8 protein-coding genes, 2 tRNA genes and 1 pseudogene are annotated in these 16,531 nt (G+C 57.2%); 8 read left to right on the forward strand and 3 right to left on the reverse strand.

The features are described 5' to 3' along the window. Positions 1-228 precede the first annotated feature (228 nt). Entirely contained in the window at positions 229-2,028 is a 1,800-nt protein-coding gene (locus tag AC0L2O_RS31020) for a sensor histidine kinase (protein ID WP_473372436.1), read from the forward strand. A gap of 580 nt (positions 2,029-2,608) precedes the next feature. Further along, positions 2,609-8,137 carry a trifunctional serine/threonine-protein kinase/ATP-binding protein/sensor histidine kinase gene (locus tag AC0L2O_RS31025; RefSeq protein ID WP_473372445.1) on the forward strand — a complete coding sequence of 1,843 codons (5,529 nt, stop codon included), beginning with the start codon at positions 2,609-2,611 and terminating at the stop codon, positions 8,135-8,137. A gap of 520 nt (positions 8,138-8,657) precedes the next feature. On the opposite strand, the gene fumC is transcribed toward AC0L2O_RS31025, so the two are convergent. Next, positions 8,658-10,196, reverse strand: coding sequence for a class II fumarate hydratase (fumC, locus tag AC0L2O_RS31030; RefSeq protein ID WP_473372437.1), 1,539 nt, complete (start codon positions 10,194-10,196; stop codon positions 8,658-8,660). Positions 10,197-10,766: 570 nt separating this feature from the next. Here fumC and AC0L2O_RS31035 point away from each other — a divergent pair. The 5 genes and pseudogenes from AC0L2O_RS31035 to AC0L2O_RS31055 all read left to right on the forward strand — a co-directional run bounded on the left by AC0L2O_RS31035 (position 10,767) and on the right by AC0L2O_RS31055 (position 14,517). Further along, positions 10,767-10,863, forward strand: a tRNA-OTHER gene (locus AC0L2O_RS31035). 484 nt (positions 10,864-11,347) lie between these two features. Then, a complete protein-coding gene (locus AC0L2O_RS31040) occupies positions 11,348-12,058 on the forward strand; it encodes an SDR family NAD(P)-dependent oxidoreductase (RefSeq protein ID WP_473372438.1) in 711 nt (236 codons plus the stop codon). Positions 12,059-12,074: 16 nt separating this feature from the next. Continuing rightward, positions 12,075-12,248 (forward strand): annotated as a pseudogene (locus AC0L2O_RS31045) (tautomerase family protein); the annotation flags it as partial. A gap of 1,281 nt (positions 12,249-13,529) precedes the next feature. Then, positions 13,530-13,626, forward strand: a tRNA-OTHER gene (locus tag AC0L2O_RS31050). A 57-nt stretch (positions 13,627-13,683) separates the two neighbouring features. Continuing rightward, positions 13,684-14,517: an ABC transporter substrate-binding protein gene (locus tag AC0L2O_RS31055; RefSeq protein WP_473372439.1), complete on the forward strand. Its 834-nt coding sequence runs from the start codon at positions 13,684-13,686 to the stop codon at positions 14,515-14,517. A gap of 74 nt (positions 14,518-14,591) precedes the next feature. Here the strand turns inward: AC0L2O_RS31055 and AC0L2O_RS31060 are convergent, their stop codons facing one another. Both AC0L2O_RS31060 and AC0L2O_RS31065 read right to left on the reverse strand, forming a co-directional pair. Further along, positions 14,592-14,942: a hypothetical protein gene (locus tag AC0L2O_RS31060; RefSeq protein ID WP_473372440.1), complete on the reverse strand. Its 351-nt coding sequence runs from the start codon at positions 14,940-14,942 to the stop codon at positions 14,592-14,594. Positions 14,943-15,039: 97 nt separating this feature from the next. Continuing rightward, positions 15,040-15,354: a DUF3551 domain-containing protein gene (locus tag AC0L2O_RS31065; protein WP_473372441.1), complete on the reverse strand. Its 315-nt coding sequence runs from the start codon at positions 15,352-15,354 to the stop codon at positions 15,040-15,042. Between the two features lie 605 nt (positions 15,355-15,959). Between AC0L2O_RS31065 and AC0L2O_RS31070 the strand changes: the two genes are divergently transcribed. Then, positions 15,960-16,531, forward strand: a 572-nt coding sequence (locus AC0L2O_RS31070) for a porin (RefSeq protein WP_473372442.1), incomplete at its 3' end; no start/stop codon positions are given.

Genomic DNA, 16,531 nt, shown 5'->3' on the forward strand with positions numbered 1-16,531 from the left:
GCTCCCCTCAGCCTAGCTTGCACACTAGAGATCGACCGAAAATCATGCTTAGGTATGATCGACGTATGCCGGGCAGAACAGCCTTATTCTCCCACTGAAGGGAATTAGCGTCTCGAGGGCGAGTTGTGCAAGTTTACTCCACACCTGCCGGGGACGCCAGCGATGGCTTGGCTTAGGCCTGCGCGCAGCCTGCTCCCTAGCGTTCGCAGCGGAGTCGGCTGGCGCCTATTGCTGCAGGTCCTTTTCTTCAGCTCGGTAGTCACGCTGCTTCTGACTATGACGGAGCTGTACTTCGACTACCGCCGGGATGTCCAGGCAATCGATCTTCGGATGTCGGAAATAGACAGCGGCTATCGTCGCAGCCTCGGCGATGGTCTTTGGAGGGTGGATGAGCGCCAGCTGCGACTACAAGTCGACGGTATTATACATCTGCCTGATATCAGTTACGTAGAGCTGCGCGAAGCTACTGACCGTGCTGCCCCGGTCATGGTGACTGCTGGCCTCCGCCAAAACAATCCACCCGCTCGGCGGGAAATCCGACTTTATTATGCGAACCGCGATGCCGAGCAGTTGATCGGTATCCTCGTGGTAGAAGCGACGTTTGATCAAATCTATCGTCGTCTTCTCGACGCCGCCATCGTCATTATGGTGGGTCAAGCGATGAAGACCTTCCTTGTTTCGTTCTTTATTCTTCTCATTGTGCACCAGTTGATCACGCGGCATCTCGTAGCGATAACTGTGGCTCTGAAGCGCTACGATCCTTGCAGTTCGCTAGCGCCGCTTCAACTCAAGCGGCGTACGCCGCGGTCCGCAGACGAGCTTGAACATCTTGCTGGAGCATTCAACCGGATGCACGCAAGGCTTCAGGTCGTGCACGGCGATCTTAGGCAGCGGGAGGCAAAGGTCCGACGCCTATTTGAATCAAATATCATCGGGATCGTGATCGGCGATCCGGACGAGCACGTTGAAGAAGCCAATCAGGCATTTCTGCGGATTCTAGGATACGATCAGTCAGATCTGGCTGCGGGTCTGTTGCGCCGGGCAGCGCTAACGCCACCTGAATGGCATGATCGAGATGCGCGCGCTGTCGCTGAGATGAGGAAGAGCGGAACTGTTCAGCCGTTTGAGAAGGAGTACTTCCGGAAAGACGGAAGTCGCGTACCAGTGCTGGTTGGTGGAGCGACGTTGGATGAACAAGGAAAGTCTGTCGTCGTTTTTGCACTCGATCTAAGCAACCAAAAACGCGCCGAGGCGGAATTGGCGCACGCAAACCGCGTCGCGACCATGGGCCAATTGGCGGCCTCAATTGCTCACGAGGTAAACCAACCCATCGCTGCCATCATTACAAATGCCGAAACGGCTATGCGTTGGCTAAGCCGGAATCCACCGGATACAGAAAAAGCGAGATCTCTGGCTCACCGAGTTGTCGGCGACGCCACGCGAGCTTCTGACATCGTGAACCGAATTCGCAATTTCTCCAGAAAGACCGCCGTGCAGAAGGAGGAACTGGAAATCAACGAAGCGATTCTGGATATCGTTGGGCTGGCCCGTGCCGCGATGTCTGACAACAACGTTTTGCTGGAGATGAAGCTTTCAGACGGCCTGCCGCGCATCCGTGGAAACAAAGTGCAATTGCAACAGGTGATCCTGAACCTGGTCATGAATGCCGTTGAAGCGATGAGCGAGGTCGCGGGACAATCCCGTGAATTGTTGATCAGGACCAGCACCGCCGACCCCGACGCAGTAGTCATCGCCGTGAGCGACACTGGTCCGGGTCTCCCGCCAGCCGCTCCAGACCGTGTGTTCGAGGCCTTCTACACGACGAAGGCCAGCGGTTTGGGGATGGGCTTATCGATTTGCGCATCGATCATTGAGGCTCATGATGGCCGCTTCTGGGCGGCTCCGAACCAACCACGTGGCGCTACATTTTATCTGGCGCTCCCTATCGAGGCACAATCGCCAGACAATCTCGACTCAGCCCAAGCTTCGTCATCCACAAGTGGCAAACGAATAGCTGCATTACACTGACTGAAGATTCAAATCAGAAGACAACTCGATGGGGAGTCGCACAATCGGCTGCGCCAATGTGAGCCGCGTCACAAAGGACACTGCCTAGGTGCCCGGCGCTCGCAGTAGGGAACTGAAGCGGTTCGTCGCCAGCGCTCAAACTCTCCGCGACTCGATATCTTTCGGGGCTTGGACAACCTAGCGATCGAACTATCGGCGTGTAGGTTTCGTGAGCAGTGGAATCCGTCGATTGAAGCGGTAGTCAACTTACTGCACGCTAGGGGCTCTCTTGCGGCGCAGAGCGTTGGTGTCCGAGCCCATTCTAGCTAACCCTCATTCTCTCTCGCGATTTTCAGCTTCTATCCCATCGCTCTTGTAGCGCTCTTGCCGATGTGGGATTGGCTCGGTCGTCCGGCCGGATCAGGCTTCCACAAGCGCAAGGTACGGTGCTAGGGTAGTTCCGGTCTGACGTGAAACGCAGGTGCGCTGTCATGGGGTGCGAGCGTCCTCTTGTGGCACTCTCCTCCGTTCCCGACACTACTCCCGGCTCAATCGGTGAGGTTTGTAAGTGCAGTCATTTTCCGGCTTCGTCGCGAACGGAATGCGTAGCGCCGAAGTGTTGTCGGAAGATAGCGGCATCGTCTTAACCCGAGCCCGGCCCTACGGCGAAGATGCTGGTTGCGTACTCGTCAAGCTCGCGGCATCGGAGCAACCGGCGCCGGCCACCCTCGACCGTCTTACCCACGAATACTCGCTCAAGCACGAACTCGACAGTACCTGGGCCGTACGACCGCTTGAGCTTATGCGAGACGAGCGGCAGACCTTTCTGGTTCTCGAGGATCTTGGTGGAGAACTGCTAAGTGCGCTCCTTCTCGAGCCGATCAGCATCGAATGTTTCCTGCGCATCGCCGTCGGCGTTGCGGCAGCTCTCGCCCAGGTGCACCGACACGGCCTTATCCACAAAGATGTCAAGCCCGCCCATATTCTCGTGAACCATAGGGACGGCAATGTACGGCTCACCGGCTTCGGAATAGCGTCGCGACTTACGCGAGAACGGCAGGGTCCCGAGCCCCCCGAACTCATCGGGGGGACCCTGGCCTATATGGCGCCCGAGCAAACCGGCCGAATGAATCGTTCAATCGATTCACGTACTGATCTCTATTCGCTCGGCGCGACACTTTATGAAGTGCTGACGGCCGGGACGCTTCCCTTTACTGCGTCCGATCCGTTGGAATGGGTTTACTGCCACATCGTACGGCAGGCTCGTCGGCCGAGCGATCTGGTCGACGGAATTCCCGAGGTTATTTCAGCGATTGTCATGAAGCTATTGGCCAAGACTGCGGAGGAGCGTTACCAGACAGCTTCAGGGGTCGAAGCCGACCTCCGTCGTTGTCTCGACGAATGGAGGTCGCACGATCGCATAGATCCATTTCCGCTCGGCGCGCACGATATTTCAGACCGATTGCTGATCCCTGAGGTGCTGTACGGTCGAGACAACGAATTGGCAATGCTCAAAGGATCGTTTGACCGCGTGGTAGGCGGAGGTCGACCAGAGCTCGTGCTTGTGTCCGGATACTCCGGTGTTGGCAAATCTTCCCTCGTCAATGAATTGCAAAAAGTGCTCGTCCCGCCCCGAGCCCTGTTTGCCTCAGGCAAGTTCGATCAATACAAGCGGGACATTCCGTACGCTACGCTAGCCGAAGCATTTCAGAAGCTTATTCGTCCACTTCTAAGCAAAACTGAAGAAGAGCTGGTTCATTGGCGCCAGGCAATTCGGGAGGCGCTCGGGCCGAACGGAATTCTTGTCGTGGATCTCGTCCCGGAATTGAAACAGATTATCGGAGAACAGCCGCAACTTCTCGAGTTACCCCCCCAGGATGCCCACGCACGGTTTCAGCTGGTGTTCCGACGCTTCATCGGCATCTTTGCGTGCCCTGAACACCCGCTTGCGCTGTTCCTCGACGACTTGCAATGGCTCGATCCCGCGACACTGGATCTGATCCAAGACTTGTTGACCCAGACGGAGCTGAGACACTTACTCCTGATTGGCGCCTATAGGGACAATGAAGCAAGCCGCGCCGACCTGCTCGCGCGAAAACTCGAGCAGATGCGGCAAGGTGGAGCGGTCTTGCACAACATCGAACTCTCGCCGCTGCGCCACGAACATTTATCGCAACTGTTAGTAGATTGTTTTCACGCCGGCCTCGAGCGTGTAGAGCCGCTTGCAAGCTTAATTCACGAAAAAACTGCGGGCAATCCGTTCTTTACTATTCAGTTCCTCTCGTCGCTCGCTGACCAGGGGTTGCTCGCATATGATTATGATGAGGGGCGCTGGTCCTGGGACCTGAATCGCATTCGGACGGAGGCTTACACGGATAACGTTGTGGAACTTATGGTCACGAAGCTCAACCGGCTGCCTTCGAAAGCCCGGGAGATCATCCAGCGCTTTGCCTGCATCGGAAACCGGGTAAGCTTCGAGGTGCTCGGCCTTGTCTCTCAGCAGCCGCTGGATGAAATGCATGAGTTTCTCTGGGACGCGGTTCGCGAAGGGCTGATCCTCCGTTCGGACGATTGGTATCGATTCCTACACGATCGTGTCCAAGAAGCTGCCTATTCCTTGATGCCGGAATCAGCTCGGGCCGAGGAACACCTCCGAATCGGCAGGCTACTTGCTGGACGCAGTTCTTCAGAAGATCAAGAGGAGATGATATTTGAGATCGTCAATCAACTGAACCGCGGCTCTCATCTCATTCACTCAGCCAAGGAGCGCGCCCAAGTGGCGCAGCTGAACCTAATTGCCGGCCGCCGGGCAAGCATTTCCACGGCCTATGCATCTGCGCTGACGTACTTAAAGGCCGGCAGATCGCTATCAGACGATCAAGCCTGGGAAACGGATTACGACCTCACCTTCTCAATGGAAGTGCTGACCGCCGAATGTGAGTTGCACACTGCTGAGATGAGCGCGGCCGAGGTGCGTTTGTCGACGCTCTCGCGGCGTGCCAAGACTAACCATCATTTCGCATTAGTCACACGTTTGCAGGTTACTCTGTTCACGGCTTTGGATCAGAGTGACCGCGCTATTGATATCTTTCTCAGCTATCTCCAACGCGGTGGCACGAACTGGTCTCGGCGTCCAAGTCGCGACGAAGTGATGCGTGAATATGAGCGGGTTCGCCTGCTCGTTGGAGGTCGGCAAATCGAGGAACTCGTCGACCTACCCTTGATGACAAACCGCGACGCGCTCGACACCCTCGATGTGCTCACCGAAATAGTTCACCCGGCTCTTTTCTTCGATGAGAATTTCTCCTCGCTGGCAATATGTCGCATGGTGACTTTGAGCCTTGAGCAGGGAAACTGCGATGCTTCGTGCTTTGGCTATCTATGGTTTGCCATGATCGCCGGGCCGCGCTTCAACAACTATGCCGACGGATATCGCTTTGGCGAGTTAGGCATCAATTTGGTCGAGAATCGTGGTCTAACGCGGTATGAGGCGCGTACTTATTTGACGTTCGCCACTCTGAGCCCCTGGACAAATCATTTTGCGAGCGCACGCGGGCTTATCCGCCGCGCCTTTGATGCGGCTCATCGGAACGGCGACCTGACCTTTTCCGCGTATAGCTGGAAGGTGTTGGTTACGAACTACCTCGTGGCGGGGCATCCGCTCGCCGAAGTCGAGGTTGAGGCAGACAAAGCACTTGCATTCGCAACGAAGTCGCGCTTCGGCCTTATGGTCGTTATCTGCGGGACCCAACGAGCGCTAGTTCGCACACTCCGGGGATTGACGCCGCAGTTTGGGTCTTTCGACGCCGAAGAATTCGATGAGTTGGCAACAGAAAGTCACCTCGCTGGCAATCCTGTCATGTCACTGGCCGAATTCTTTTACTGGACAAGGAAGCTACAGGCCCGCTTTCTTGCGGGAGATTACGCGACTGCAGTAGCGGCCTCTGAAAAGGCGCAGCACCTTTTCTGGACGGCAACATCGCAAGTTACGAGTGCCGAACTGCCGTTTTACGGCGCGCTGGCTCGCGCTGCATCGTGGGACGCCGCTTCGGTTGAAGAGCAAAAACATCACCTGAGTGTCCTCCATGGTTATCATAAGCAACTTGCAACGTGGGCTGCGTATTGCCCTGCTAATTTTGAAAGCCGTACCGCAATGGTCGGCGCCGAAATTGCGAGGATTGAAGGCCGTCCGCTGGAAGCTGAACAGCTTTACGAGAGGGCTATTCGTTCGGCGCGTTCGAGCGATTTTGCTCATATTGAGGCGATTGCAAACGAACTCGCCGGACGGTTTTACAAGATGCGGGATCTCGAGACGATCTCGGTGGCCTATCTCCGGAATGCCAGCTACTGCTACCGCCGGTGGGGCGCCGAGGGAAAAGTTCGGCAGCTCCACCAGCTCCATCCGAAACTGGCCTCTCCGGAAACACAAGCTCTTGCCGCAGCCACTGAGTCGATCCAGCATTTAGACGCGGTGAGCGTCGTAAAGGCGTCGCAAGCCTTGTCGAGGGAAATAGACTTACCAAAATTGATTGATCGGCTCATGATGATCGCGCTTGAAAACGCCGGGGCGGAGCGCGGCCTGTTAATTCTCCCACTAGGAGACCAATATCTGATCTCCGCCGAAGCGCAAGCGGCAGGGCTTGGGACAAGAGTGACGATGCGAAGCGATCCGATCGCGGGAGCGGCGTGTCCCGAATCCCTCGTGCGCTATGTCATTCGCTCGCAGGAAAGCGTGATTCTAGACGACGCCTCGAGCCGAAACCTATTCTCGGGAGACGACTACTTTCGTAGTCGGCAAGCAAAGTCCGTGCTTTGCCTTCCGCTCATCAAGCAAAAGCAACTCGCCGGCGTCCTGCTCCTCGAAAACACCGTCAATTCACACGTATTCACGCCAGCTCGGATCGCGGTTCTTGAAATCCTAGCGGCGCAGGCAGCGATCTCACTGGAGAACAGCCGTCTCTACCGTCACCTCGAAGAGCGAGAAGCCAAGGTCCGACGGCTCGTCGATTCGAATATCATCGGAGTATACGTTTTCGATCTTGACGGTCGCATCATTGAGGCTAACGAGGCATTTCTGAACATGGTCGGATACGGCTATAACGATCTCGCATCAGGTCCGTTACTGTGGACTGCACTGACTCCGCCGGAATGGGAGGCAGCCGATGCGAGTGCGTTGGCGGAATTAGCTTCCACGGGGACGTGCAAACCGTTTGAGAAGGAGTATTTCCGCAAGGATGGCAGCCGTGCTCCCGTGCTTCTGGCTCGTGCGATGTTCAGCGAAGTTCAACACCAGGGCGTGGCCTTCGCGCTTGATCTAAGAGAAAGGAAGCAGGGCGAGGCGGCTCTGCGAGAGGCGGAGCGGAGGAGTCTTGAAGCCCAAGTTCAGCTCGCCCATGCTAATCGGATTGCGACTCTGGGGCAGCTTGCGGCTTCCATCGCCCATGAAGTCAACCAGCCCATTGGCGCCACACTGATGAATGCCGGCACTGCTGCGCGTTGGCTCGCGCGCCACCCCCCTGACCTAGAAAAGGCCATGCGGTCGATTGATCGGATCCTCACAGACGGGAAGCGAGCCGCCGATATCGTGAGCCGGATACGTGGCTTGGCAAAGAAGGCGCCGATGCATACCGAGCCGCTCGGTATCAATGAAGCGATTCTCGAAATCGTAAGACTGACGCGTGGCACGATTTCAGAGCACAGCGTTTCGGTGAAAATGCAACTGTCGGAGCATCTGCCACGAATTTTCGGCGACAAAGTCCAATTGCAGCAGGTAATTCTCAACTTGATCATGAACGCTGTCGAGGCAATGGCCGAGGTCAAGAAGAACCTCCGCGAGTTGCTGATTAGCACTGGTAAAGCAGGCCCGCACGGTATCCTCGTTCAGGTGCGCGATTTAGGGGCGGGGCTGCCTCACGACGATTCTGAACGTATCTTCGACGCGTTCTATACGACCAAGAACGGCGGTTTGGGCATGGGCTTGTCGATCTGCCGCTCCATCATCGAGGCGCACGGCGGCCGCCTATGGGCGACGCCTAACGAGCCTCGTGGCGCTGCTTTTTACGTGATGCTGCCGACCGAGCAAGAGGCGCCTGAATCGCGGCCTGCGCCGAACCGCGAGCTTCCTGGATAAGGCAATGCTCGCGAAGCCTGTCTTCGGCTCGCAGTACTGACGCCGAGTGCCACATTTCGCGGTGTATTTCAGGAGGCGAGCAGCCGCGTAGCAAATGGATGTTGCCGGGACGCACATTTGGCGTCTGACGATTTGATGCGGGCATCTGTCTCTGGTTTACGCGCGGAACGAAGTCCATGCCAAATTCCGTCTCAGGCTCGCTAATCACACGCTCAGCGGTTCTCTTTGGGGGACGTCAAACTGCGGCTACATAACAGCTCTTTGCTTTTTGAAGCGGTGCGGCGCCCGGCGTGACGAAATCTTATAGCGAGGGAATGATGCGAGAATAATGATGCAGGCGGACGTACAATATCCGTCAATGATCATCGTATCACCGGCGGCCGGCAGACGTTCATGCCGAGCAACATAGTCACACAGGGACAAGGTGAATGCTTTATTTCGCGGCGCGCGGCACGTGCACCGATGGGCCCATGTTCTTCCTCCAAGTTAGGTCTGCTCAACCAGATGCAACCGGCCCCCTTCACTCCGCGACGTACGGTTCGATCATTTTCCTGGGGTCGACTATGCGGTCGAAGTCGGCGGCTGATACGTAGCCGAGCTTCAGGGCCGCCTCTCTCAGCGTGAGATCCTCGTCATTTGCGTAATGGGCGATCTTGGAGGCTTTGTCGTAGCCAATCACCGGCGAAAGAGCGGTCACAAGCATCAGCGACCGGTCCACGTATTCCCCGATCTTCTTCAAATTGGGCTTGGTGCCTTCGATTAGAAATTTGCGAAAGCTCGTGCAACCGTCGGTCATAATCGTGATTGAGTGCGTGATGCCGTAGATGATGACGGGTTTGTAGACATTCATTTCGAGATACCCGCTAGCCCCGCCGAAACCGGTGGTCACATCGTGCCCAATCACTTGGGCGGCAATCATCGTCAGCGCTTCGGCCTGAGTCGGGTTAACCTTGCCGGGCATGATTGAGGATCCCGGCTCATTCGCGGGAATAATGAGCTCGGCGAAGCCTGCGCGCGGTCCACAGGACATCAGACGGATATCGTTAGCAATCTTGTAGAGTGAAACCGTCAATGTGCGTAGGGTACCAGACAACTGTACCAAGGCGTCGTGGGCTCCCTGAACCGCAAATTTGTTGGGCGCTGTAACGAATGGCAGGCTCGTCAGCGCGGCGATCTGGGCCGCAGCCGCCTCCGCGAACCCGATCGTCGAGTTGAGGCCCGTACCCACCGCCGTGCCACCCAGCGCGAGGCGATAAACGCCCTTAAGCGCGTCATCGAGCCGCTCAAGATTGTCCGCGAGCATCCCCGCATACCCGGACCATTCCTGTCCAAGAGTAATGGGCGTCGCGTCCTGCATATGCGTCCGACCGACCTTGATGATATCCTTCCACTCGGTGGATTTCGCGAGAACGGAGTCGTACAGCGCCCCCACGGCCGGCATCAAGCGGTGCTTCACGTTGATCGCAGCCGCGATGTACATGGCTGATGGAAACGAATCGTTCGACGACTGTGACATGTTGACGTGGTCATTCGGATGTACTGGCTTCTTGCTTCCGAGTGGCGAGCCCGCGATTTGGCTACAGCGGTTGGAGATCACCTCGTTCACGTTCATATTGAACTGCGTTCCGCTGCCGGTCATCCAGACGTGCAGTGGAAACATGTTGTGGTGCTCGCCGTCGATGATCTCGTCGCAGACCTGAACGATGAGCTGATGCTCCAAAGACCCGAGCCGCTTCTCTGCATAGTTTGCGTTGGCCGCGGCCTTTTTCAGTATGGCATACGCGGTGATCATCTCCCGCGGCATCAGATCCGGTCCAATGCTGAAATGCTCGAGCGAGCGCTGTGTTTGCGCGCCCCAAAGCTTGTCAGCTGGGACTTTCACTTCACCGAGACTGTCGGTTTCCAGTCGATCACCTTCCGTCGCGTGCGCTGCTTCCTCCTGAAGCGAGCCCAACGACGCCGCGGCCGGAATCGGTGAGGCCGCCAAAACCTGCGCCCGGCTGCCTGCGAGTCCGAACGAGGCTAGAAGGCTACCTTTAAGTAGGCTGCGCCGTTCCATTTGTCTGCTCCGTTGAAAAGCATTGAAAATTCACCGACGTAGCTATTGCCGTGGATTCGCCCGTGCAACCGCAGCCACCTCGGCGCTAGGTCCCGTCAAAATACATTGCGTGCACGATCGCTGAACGGCGCCGCCCAAACCTGCCCGAAAAAGTTGTTCTCTAGCACTCCTCGTGCCGAGCAATTCCGGAGGGTCGGCAAAGCAACAAAATACATTTAGACGCCGATCGTACTGCGGTCACTCATACATTGAGGTGAGCGACATACTCCGGACGCTGAATGGTTTACTGTGCAATTTGGCAAAGAGACTTGGACCCCGGACACTTGGACCCGAAGCCGTTCGGGATGAGGGCCGACCATTGATGAGGTGAGGCGGTCGCCGCGCTGATTTGAAATGATCGTGGCGTAGTCTCACGTGTTCCTGTGTGCAGCAATTGGAAAGGTCCGATCATATCGACGGGACTTCAAGACAAACGTGCGGCAATAGTGAGGGCTGTGACCTGGGTCAATTGACTGGGTTTGGGATTTTCATCTCTTACTCGCCGATGGATAGACGGCGATTGAAGACAATGGAAGAGAACGCCCCTGGTGGGGCGCTCGGATTCCAAATCCGGGTGAGGCATTGAGAGGTTGTCTCAGTTGGGTTCAACTCCCGCTCTTTTTCACCATATTTTGCGCCGGTCGGGGCGTCGGCAACTCCGAACTCTGAAGCAGGTCTGCCGCCCATCGCGAGCGCCTCGATCGAAGCTCTCTGCAATCGTCCCGTATCTTTCCTCCAAGCGCCTCACGACGCTTCTTCAGCAATCCCCCGCGGTATTCGCGTGCGCTCATACGACTATCGGAGGAGAAGGATCATATCAACGTATAAGCGTCTACGAGCGGAAGGCAGCCTAAACATAAAAAGCTATGTCACTGAGCTACGACTGTTTCATCGAGAACACGAGTAGGAGATGCAGAGCGGGAGCTCTGTCGCTCCGCATAACGGTCTCCTCTGACTCAATTTCCGTTCCACACGACCGGCAGTGTCGACTCGTTCGCGTGGCGGGAGGGTTTCTGCCGGTCAGCATGTATTCGCAGTCGGGTCGCGTACCTCAAGAGGTGAGCGGGGTACTGTCCGCAGCCCTCGGCACGCATCAATAATGGGAGTATGTCATGGGTGTCGAGCAGAAAGTCGCCATCATCACCGGTGCGTCGCAGGGCATCGGCGCCGCACTGGTCAAGGGCTTTCGTGGTCGGGGCTATCGTGTTGTTGCAACGGCACGCTCGATCAACGCGTCGAGTGACGATGACCTTCTCGCGGTGCTCGGGGATATTGCCGACTGGAACACTGCCGAACGCGTGGTTTCGCAGTCCATGGCCAGGTTCGGCCGCATCGATACGCTGGTCAACAACGCCGGCATCTTCCTCGCGAAGCCGTTCACGCAGTACACCGCCGACGATTACGCTGCAGTCATGGGTGTCAACGTTGCCGGCTTCTTCCGAATCACACAGCTCGCGATCGCTGAAATGGAGAAGCAGAGCTCGGGCCACGTTGTCCAGATCACGACTAGCCTGGTCGATCAGGCCAATTCGAACGTGCCCTCCGTATTGGCGTCGTTGAGCAAGGGCGGGCTGAATGCCGCGACCAAATCGCTTGCGATCGAATATGCGAGACGCGGCATCCGCGTGAACGCGGTTTCACCCGGCATCATCAAATCGCCGATGCACCCGGTTCCAACGCATGCTCAGCTCGGCGCGCTGCATCTCGTCGGCCACATGGGCGAGATGTCCGACATCGTTGATGCCGTGCTCTATCTCGAGCAGGCCACCTTCGTCACGGGCGAGATACTGCACGTCGACGGCGGTCAGAGCGCCGGCCATTGAGTCTAGGAGACGAACCATGCCGATCGTGACCATCCGGGTGACCCGCGAAGGAACAACGTCGGACACGCAGTCGCTTACGGCCGACGAAAAGGCGGCGCTAATCAAGGGATCGAGCGAGCTCCTGCTCGATGTGCTCGGGAAGCCGCTCGATGCCACCTTCGTTGTGATCGAGGAAGTCGACCCAGAGAATATCCACACCGGCTACGCCTTTGTTGGCCCGCACACGCTTCCACGCCCATTGCAGGTTCTCTCTCGTCAGCGCTGCCAAAAGCAGCGCCGACCCTGTGCCCTTCGGTTCATGCCGCGGGGACGAGCTTCATCGCTGCCCGAGCCACACGCGGCTTCACCGCGTCCCACCCCGGGCCGCGCCGCTTGCGCAGGCATCTGATGCGGTGCTCGCCACATCGGCATGGCCTCAAACACTCCCTCTCGTTCGGCCCTTCACCTGCGGGACGGCTTCGCAGCTTTCCTACCGACTACTACGACCTCGGCTGACTTCTCGCTCCGGCTCGACACGGTTGCCCCTTCGAGCACAAGGCGAGATCTCCCTAGGTAAGGACGCACTCCTTCGCTGCACGACCGGGCACTACCGACCTGGAGGAAGCCAATATTCTCTGCCAGGAAAAAAGCCTGGAGCTGGAGCGGCAGTGGCGCACGAACCTGCCGGGCGAGCAGCCGACGCAGCTTACGCACTCGCAAGCTTGACGTTAACTCTAGCAGCTAGATCCAATATCCTTAAACGACGGCCAAGCTGATCCCGCCGATACATCGCCGCTCGGCGGCGCGGCGCTCGCAGGAAAACATCGGATAACGTTTGATTTCTCTTAGTGGCTGCTCTGTTGGACAATCTGCTGTGATGCGGCCCTGCGTCATAGGCCCCGTGAAAAAGTAGCTCCGCACGAGGCGTAACACAAATCCTGTTCTGTGGAATGGCACCGAGAACGATTGTGCAGGCCGACGCACAATATCCATCGATTATAATCCTATCGCCCGCCGCGCGTAGGGCCTGGTATCTGACGACGTAATCTCCAATCCGACCTCCAGGATCATCCGATATACGAACGGTGGCGCTACGTCCATCAGCTTTCACTAGCAGCGCTGCAGCTGCCAGGATGCACGTCGCTACGACTGCTCGAGCCGCTATCACATTCAAATTTTCCGAACTGGAGAGCAGCCTCTGGCCTGCGCCGAGAACCAAAGCAAACCAGGCCCGCTCCTCTGGTCTGATAGCGCAAAGCACACTAGCGGCGACCTTCGCGTGCGCTCATTCAACGTTCGGCAAGGGCTATCATATCAACGTATAAGGGATTCGAGCTCGAAGTGCGGCTACGGTTATATTTGGGAGGGAGTCCGGACGGACCTCGGCGAGGATGGCAATGCGCCCAGTAAAGGGCGCATCGATGAACCGGTGGTTCTCACACTTCTATCTGCTGGTCGAGTGTCAATGAGGTCCGTGGCGAACAAAGACGAGGGAAGAGAACCGTCCCTGGTGGGGCGCTCGGAGTGAAAGCCGAGTGAGGCATCGAGAGGTTGTCTCAGGTGGGTTCAACTCCCGCTCTCTTCCGCCACTTTTCTGAACCGATTATGCGTAGGGGCTCGTCTCCAGCCTTTGCAGAGGATCCGAGATGAAGCATTTGTTTGCGGCGTTACGCGTGGTTGCATTGGTTTCACTGCCGATCGTGGGGTGTCACGCGAGAGCTGAGGGTCAAACGATTGTTGTCGCGTCGACCACCTCGACAGAAGACTCAGGCCTATTTCGCTATTTGTTGCCCATTGTTCAGGAGAAGACCGGCATCCAAGTCAAGGTGGTTGCGCAAGGTACCGGGCAGGCTCTTGACACCGGACGTCGCGGCGACGCCGACGTCGTCTTTGTCCATGCCAGAGTAGCTGAAGACAAGTTCGTGGCCGAGGGCTTCGGTCTGAAGCGTTATCCCGTCATGTACAATGACTTCGTACTGATCGGTCCGAAGGACGACCCGGCAGGCATCAAGGGCCGCGACGTTGTGGCAGCGCTACAAACGATAAAGGACGAAAGCGCGGCCTTTATTTCACGGGGCGATCGGTCCGGCACGCACCTTGCCGAGCTTAGGCTCTGGAAAGAAGCAGGCGTCGAACTAAGCGGCCTCCGTGCTGCGTGGTACAAAGAGATAGGCCAGGGCATGGGAGCGGCGTTGAATAGTGCATCGTCATCGAACGCATACGTACTCTCAGACCGCGGCACCTGGTTGGCTTTCAAAAATCGCGGCGATCTTACGATCTTGATTGAAAGCGACAAGCGGCTCTTCAACCAATACGGTCTCATACTGGTCAACCCCGCCAAGTACCCCTCGGTCAATAAGGAGGCGGGTCAGCGCTTCATAGATTGGCTAACCTCGCCTGAGGGCCAAAAAGCAATCGCCGAGTTCAAAATTGGCGGTCAACAACTGTTTTATCCCAATGCAAACGATCCCAATGCCTGAGGCCAACTAGCTCGGTACCTCAGTGAGCGGGCGCCCGCGTCTCGGCCATCACCTATCGGAAATCGCTAACGCTATTAGCTCATGCTGCCGGGCATGAAGCACCTGACATGTGGGTGCCCGTCGATATAGTGTTTCCAGACCATTGTACGGCCGAACCGATTCGGTTCTGTCACAACAGCACTACCCGGTACTTCAACCCATTCGTCCTCGATACGGACCCTGTAACCACCTCGATAGGAGTCCCAATCCACATCGGATACCACGTACCCGTCAGCGTCCGTACAGCACTTTCCAAAACCGGATTGAAGACTCTCAAACCATGACTTCAATGGTGAGCTTCCGAACCGGCCGTCATCGTGTCCGGCTGCCGGTGCCGCGAATGCGGTTATACCGAGGGCGATCGCCGCAATTTTTGCCTCAAACATCGTTGCCCTCTCCCATCTCGCCCGTGAGGTCACGCCACCGTTTCGGACCTCTGGCAGGGCTGCCCCAATTGGCCGCAGAACAGCTCCCTGCCGATAACTACTGCTTTCTGTCGCGAACTGGCCTTGCGTATGCTGCATGTGCGTCCCGAATCCCCATCGAAACGCTCCCATAAAGACTTGCGGAACTCGTTGATAATGGCGTCTCAAGACACTGCGCTCCGATTCCTAACGCAGTCGCCAAGCACTGTTTCTCACTCGTAAAGCCGCAATCTGAACCATGCGTATAGAACACCATGCAGTAATGCTCAGCCGACGGAGCCGAGCGTCCCAATGCCGGTTCGCTCAACAAAGAAGCGAGCAAAATTGGAAACGCAGCGGCCGCGGTCAACATCGAACAACGAATACTCTGCATCGGAATCTCCTCAACTTATCCAACGACCAACGTGGACATACGGCCAAGAGAAATCGATCGTCTATCGGCTTAATGCAGTTAATACGCGGGTATAGTTGAGAATGCCTGTTGAGACGAGGGTCGCAGCTCGTAGGCATTGCCGCTATCGGAGTGCAAGCGCGCCACTGGTGCCAGCTCAAGGCTGCGGGCCATTATAGGCCGCGCCAAATTGCCATGAATGAAAGAGTTCGGGCCGCGGTCGCGTCAATGGGCTGGAGATCGCGATAATCGCTTCGTTATGATCAGTCATACCTTGATATGAGCGACTTCCCGCGAATGTTGTATGGACCGATACGGGGGCACACGAGAGGATCGTTGCGAGGCCAATAACTCTTGGCCGCGAAAGCTAGGTGTATGCTCAACCAGTACCGCGACGACTCTCCCACCGCGTTGAAGTTGACGGGACGCAATGTTCTGGCAGGCGCACTTCCTTTTCGTAGGCGCAATAGGTCACTCCACGTGTGGCGTAGGGCAACGGGAGGTCGGCGGGAGATGAGGCTATTGCGAATCTCGCTCGCGACGTGTCGAATGAGGGTGGAAAGTTTATCAAACGCAGGGGGTGTGACGTGCTCAGGAAAACATTTGCATTGTCGCTGTGTGTTGGCGGTGCGCTGGTGGCCTCGCAAGCTTGTGCAGAGTCCACGAGCAATAGCGAGCAGGAGATCGCACTGCTCAAACAGGAGTTGAAGATGCTGGAGCAGAAGCTCGACAAGCTCCAGAGCCAGACCGCCGCGAACACGGCGGCCACGGCAAAGGCCAAAGCCGAAGCAAAGGCCGAAGCCAAAGCCGAAGCACGATCGGAGGCGAAGGAGGTCGTGGCCAACGCAAACGCGGCGATCGCAGTGAAGGGCCCCGCGCCGGCGTCCGGTGTGATCGTGACCATGCCGAACAACCGGCCGACCATCTGCACCGCCGACCAGGCGAACTGCGTCGCCATCACCAGCCGCGTGCATTGGGACGTCGGCGGCTACAACTATCGTCCCAACACCGCGGCCACCGCGCCGCAAAAGCTCGACAGCGGCGAGAACGTCCGCCGCGCGCGCATCGGCGTTACCGGCAAATTCTTCAACGACTGGAATTTCGCACTGGTCTACGATTTCGGCGGCACCTCCGACGGATTTGGCGGGGCAGCTCCGGG

It is taken from the genome of Bradyrhizobium sp. Kon10 (assembly GCF_055807395.1).

What these genes read in the sequence shown, in the direction of transcription:
- AC0L2O_RS31040 (WP_473372438.1), top strand. Translation starts at nt 11,348, where the DNA reads ATGGGTGTCGAGCAGAAAGTCGCCATCATCACCGGTGCGTCGCAGGGC.
- AC0L2O_RS31060 (WP_473372440.1), bottom strand. Translation starts at nt 14,942, where the DNA reads ATGTTTGAGGCAAAAATTGCGGCGATCGCCCTCGGTATAACCGCATTC.
- AC0L2O_RS31065 (WP_473372441.1), bottom strand. Translation starts at nt 15,354, where the DNA reads ATGCAGAGTATTCGTTGTTCGATGTTGACCGCGGCCGCTGCGTTTCCA.
- AC0L2O_RS31025 (WP_473372445.1), top strand. Translation starts at nt 2,609, where the DNA reads ATGCGTAGCGCCGAAGTGTTGTCGGAAGATAGCGGCATCGTCTTAACC.
- AC0L2O_RS31055 (WP_473372439.1), top strand. Translation starts at nt 13,684, where the DNA reads ATGAAGCATTTGTTTGCGGCGTTACGCGTGGTTGCATTGGTTTCACTG.
- fumC (WP_473372437.1), bottom strand. Translation starts at nt 10,196, where the DNA reads ATGGAACGGCGCAGCCTACTTAAAGGTAGCCTTCTAGCCTCGTTCGGA.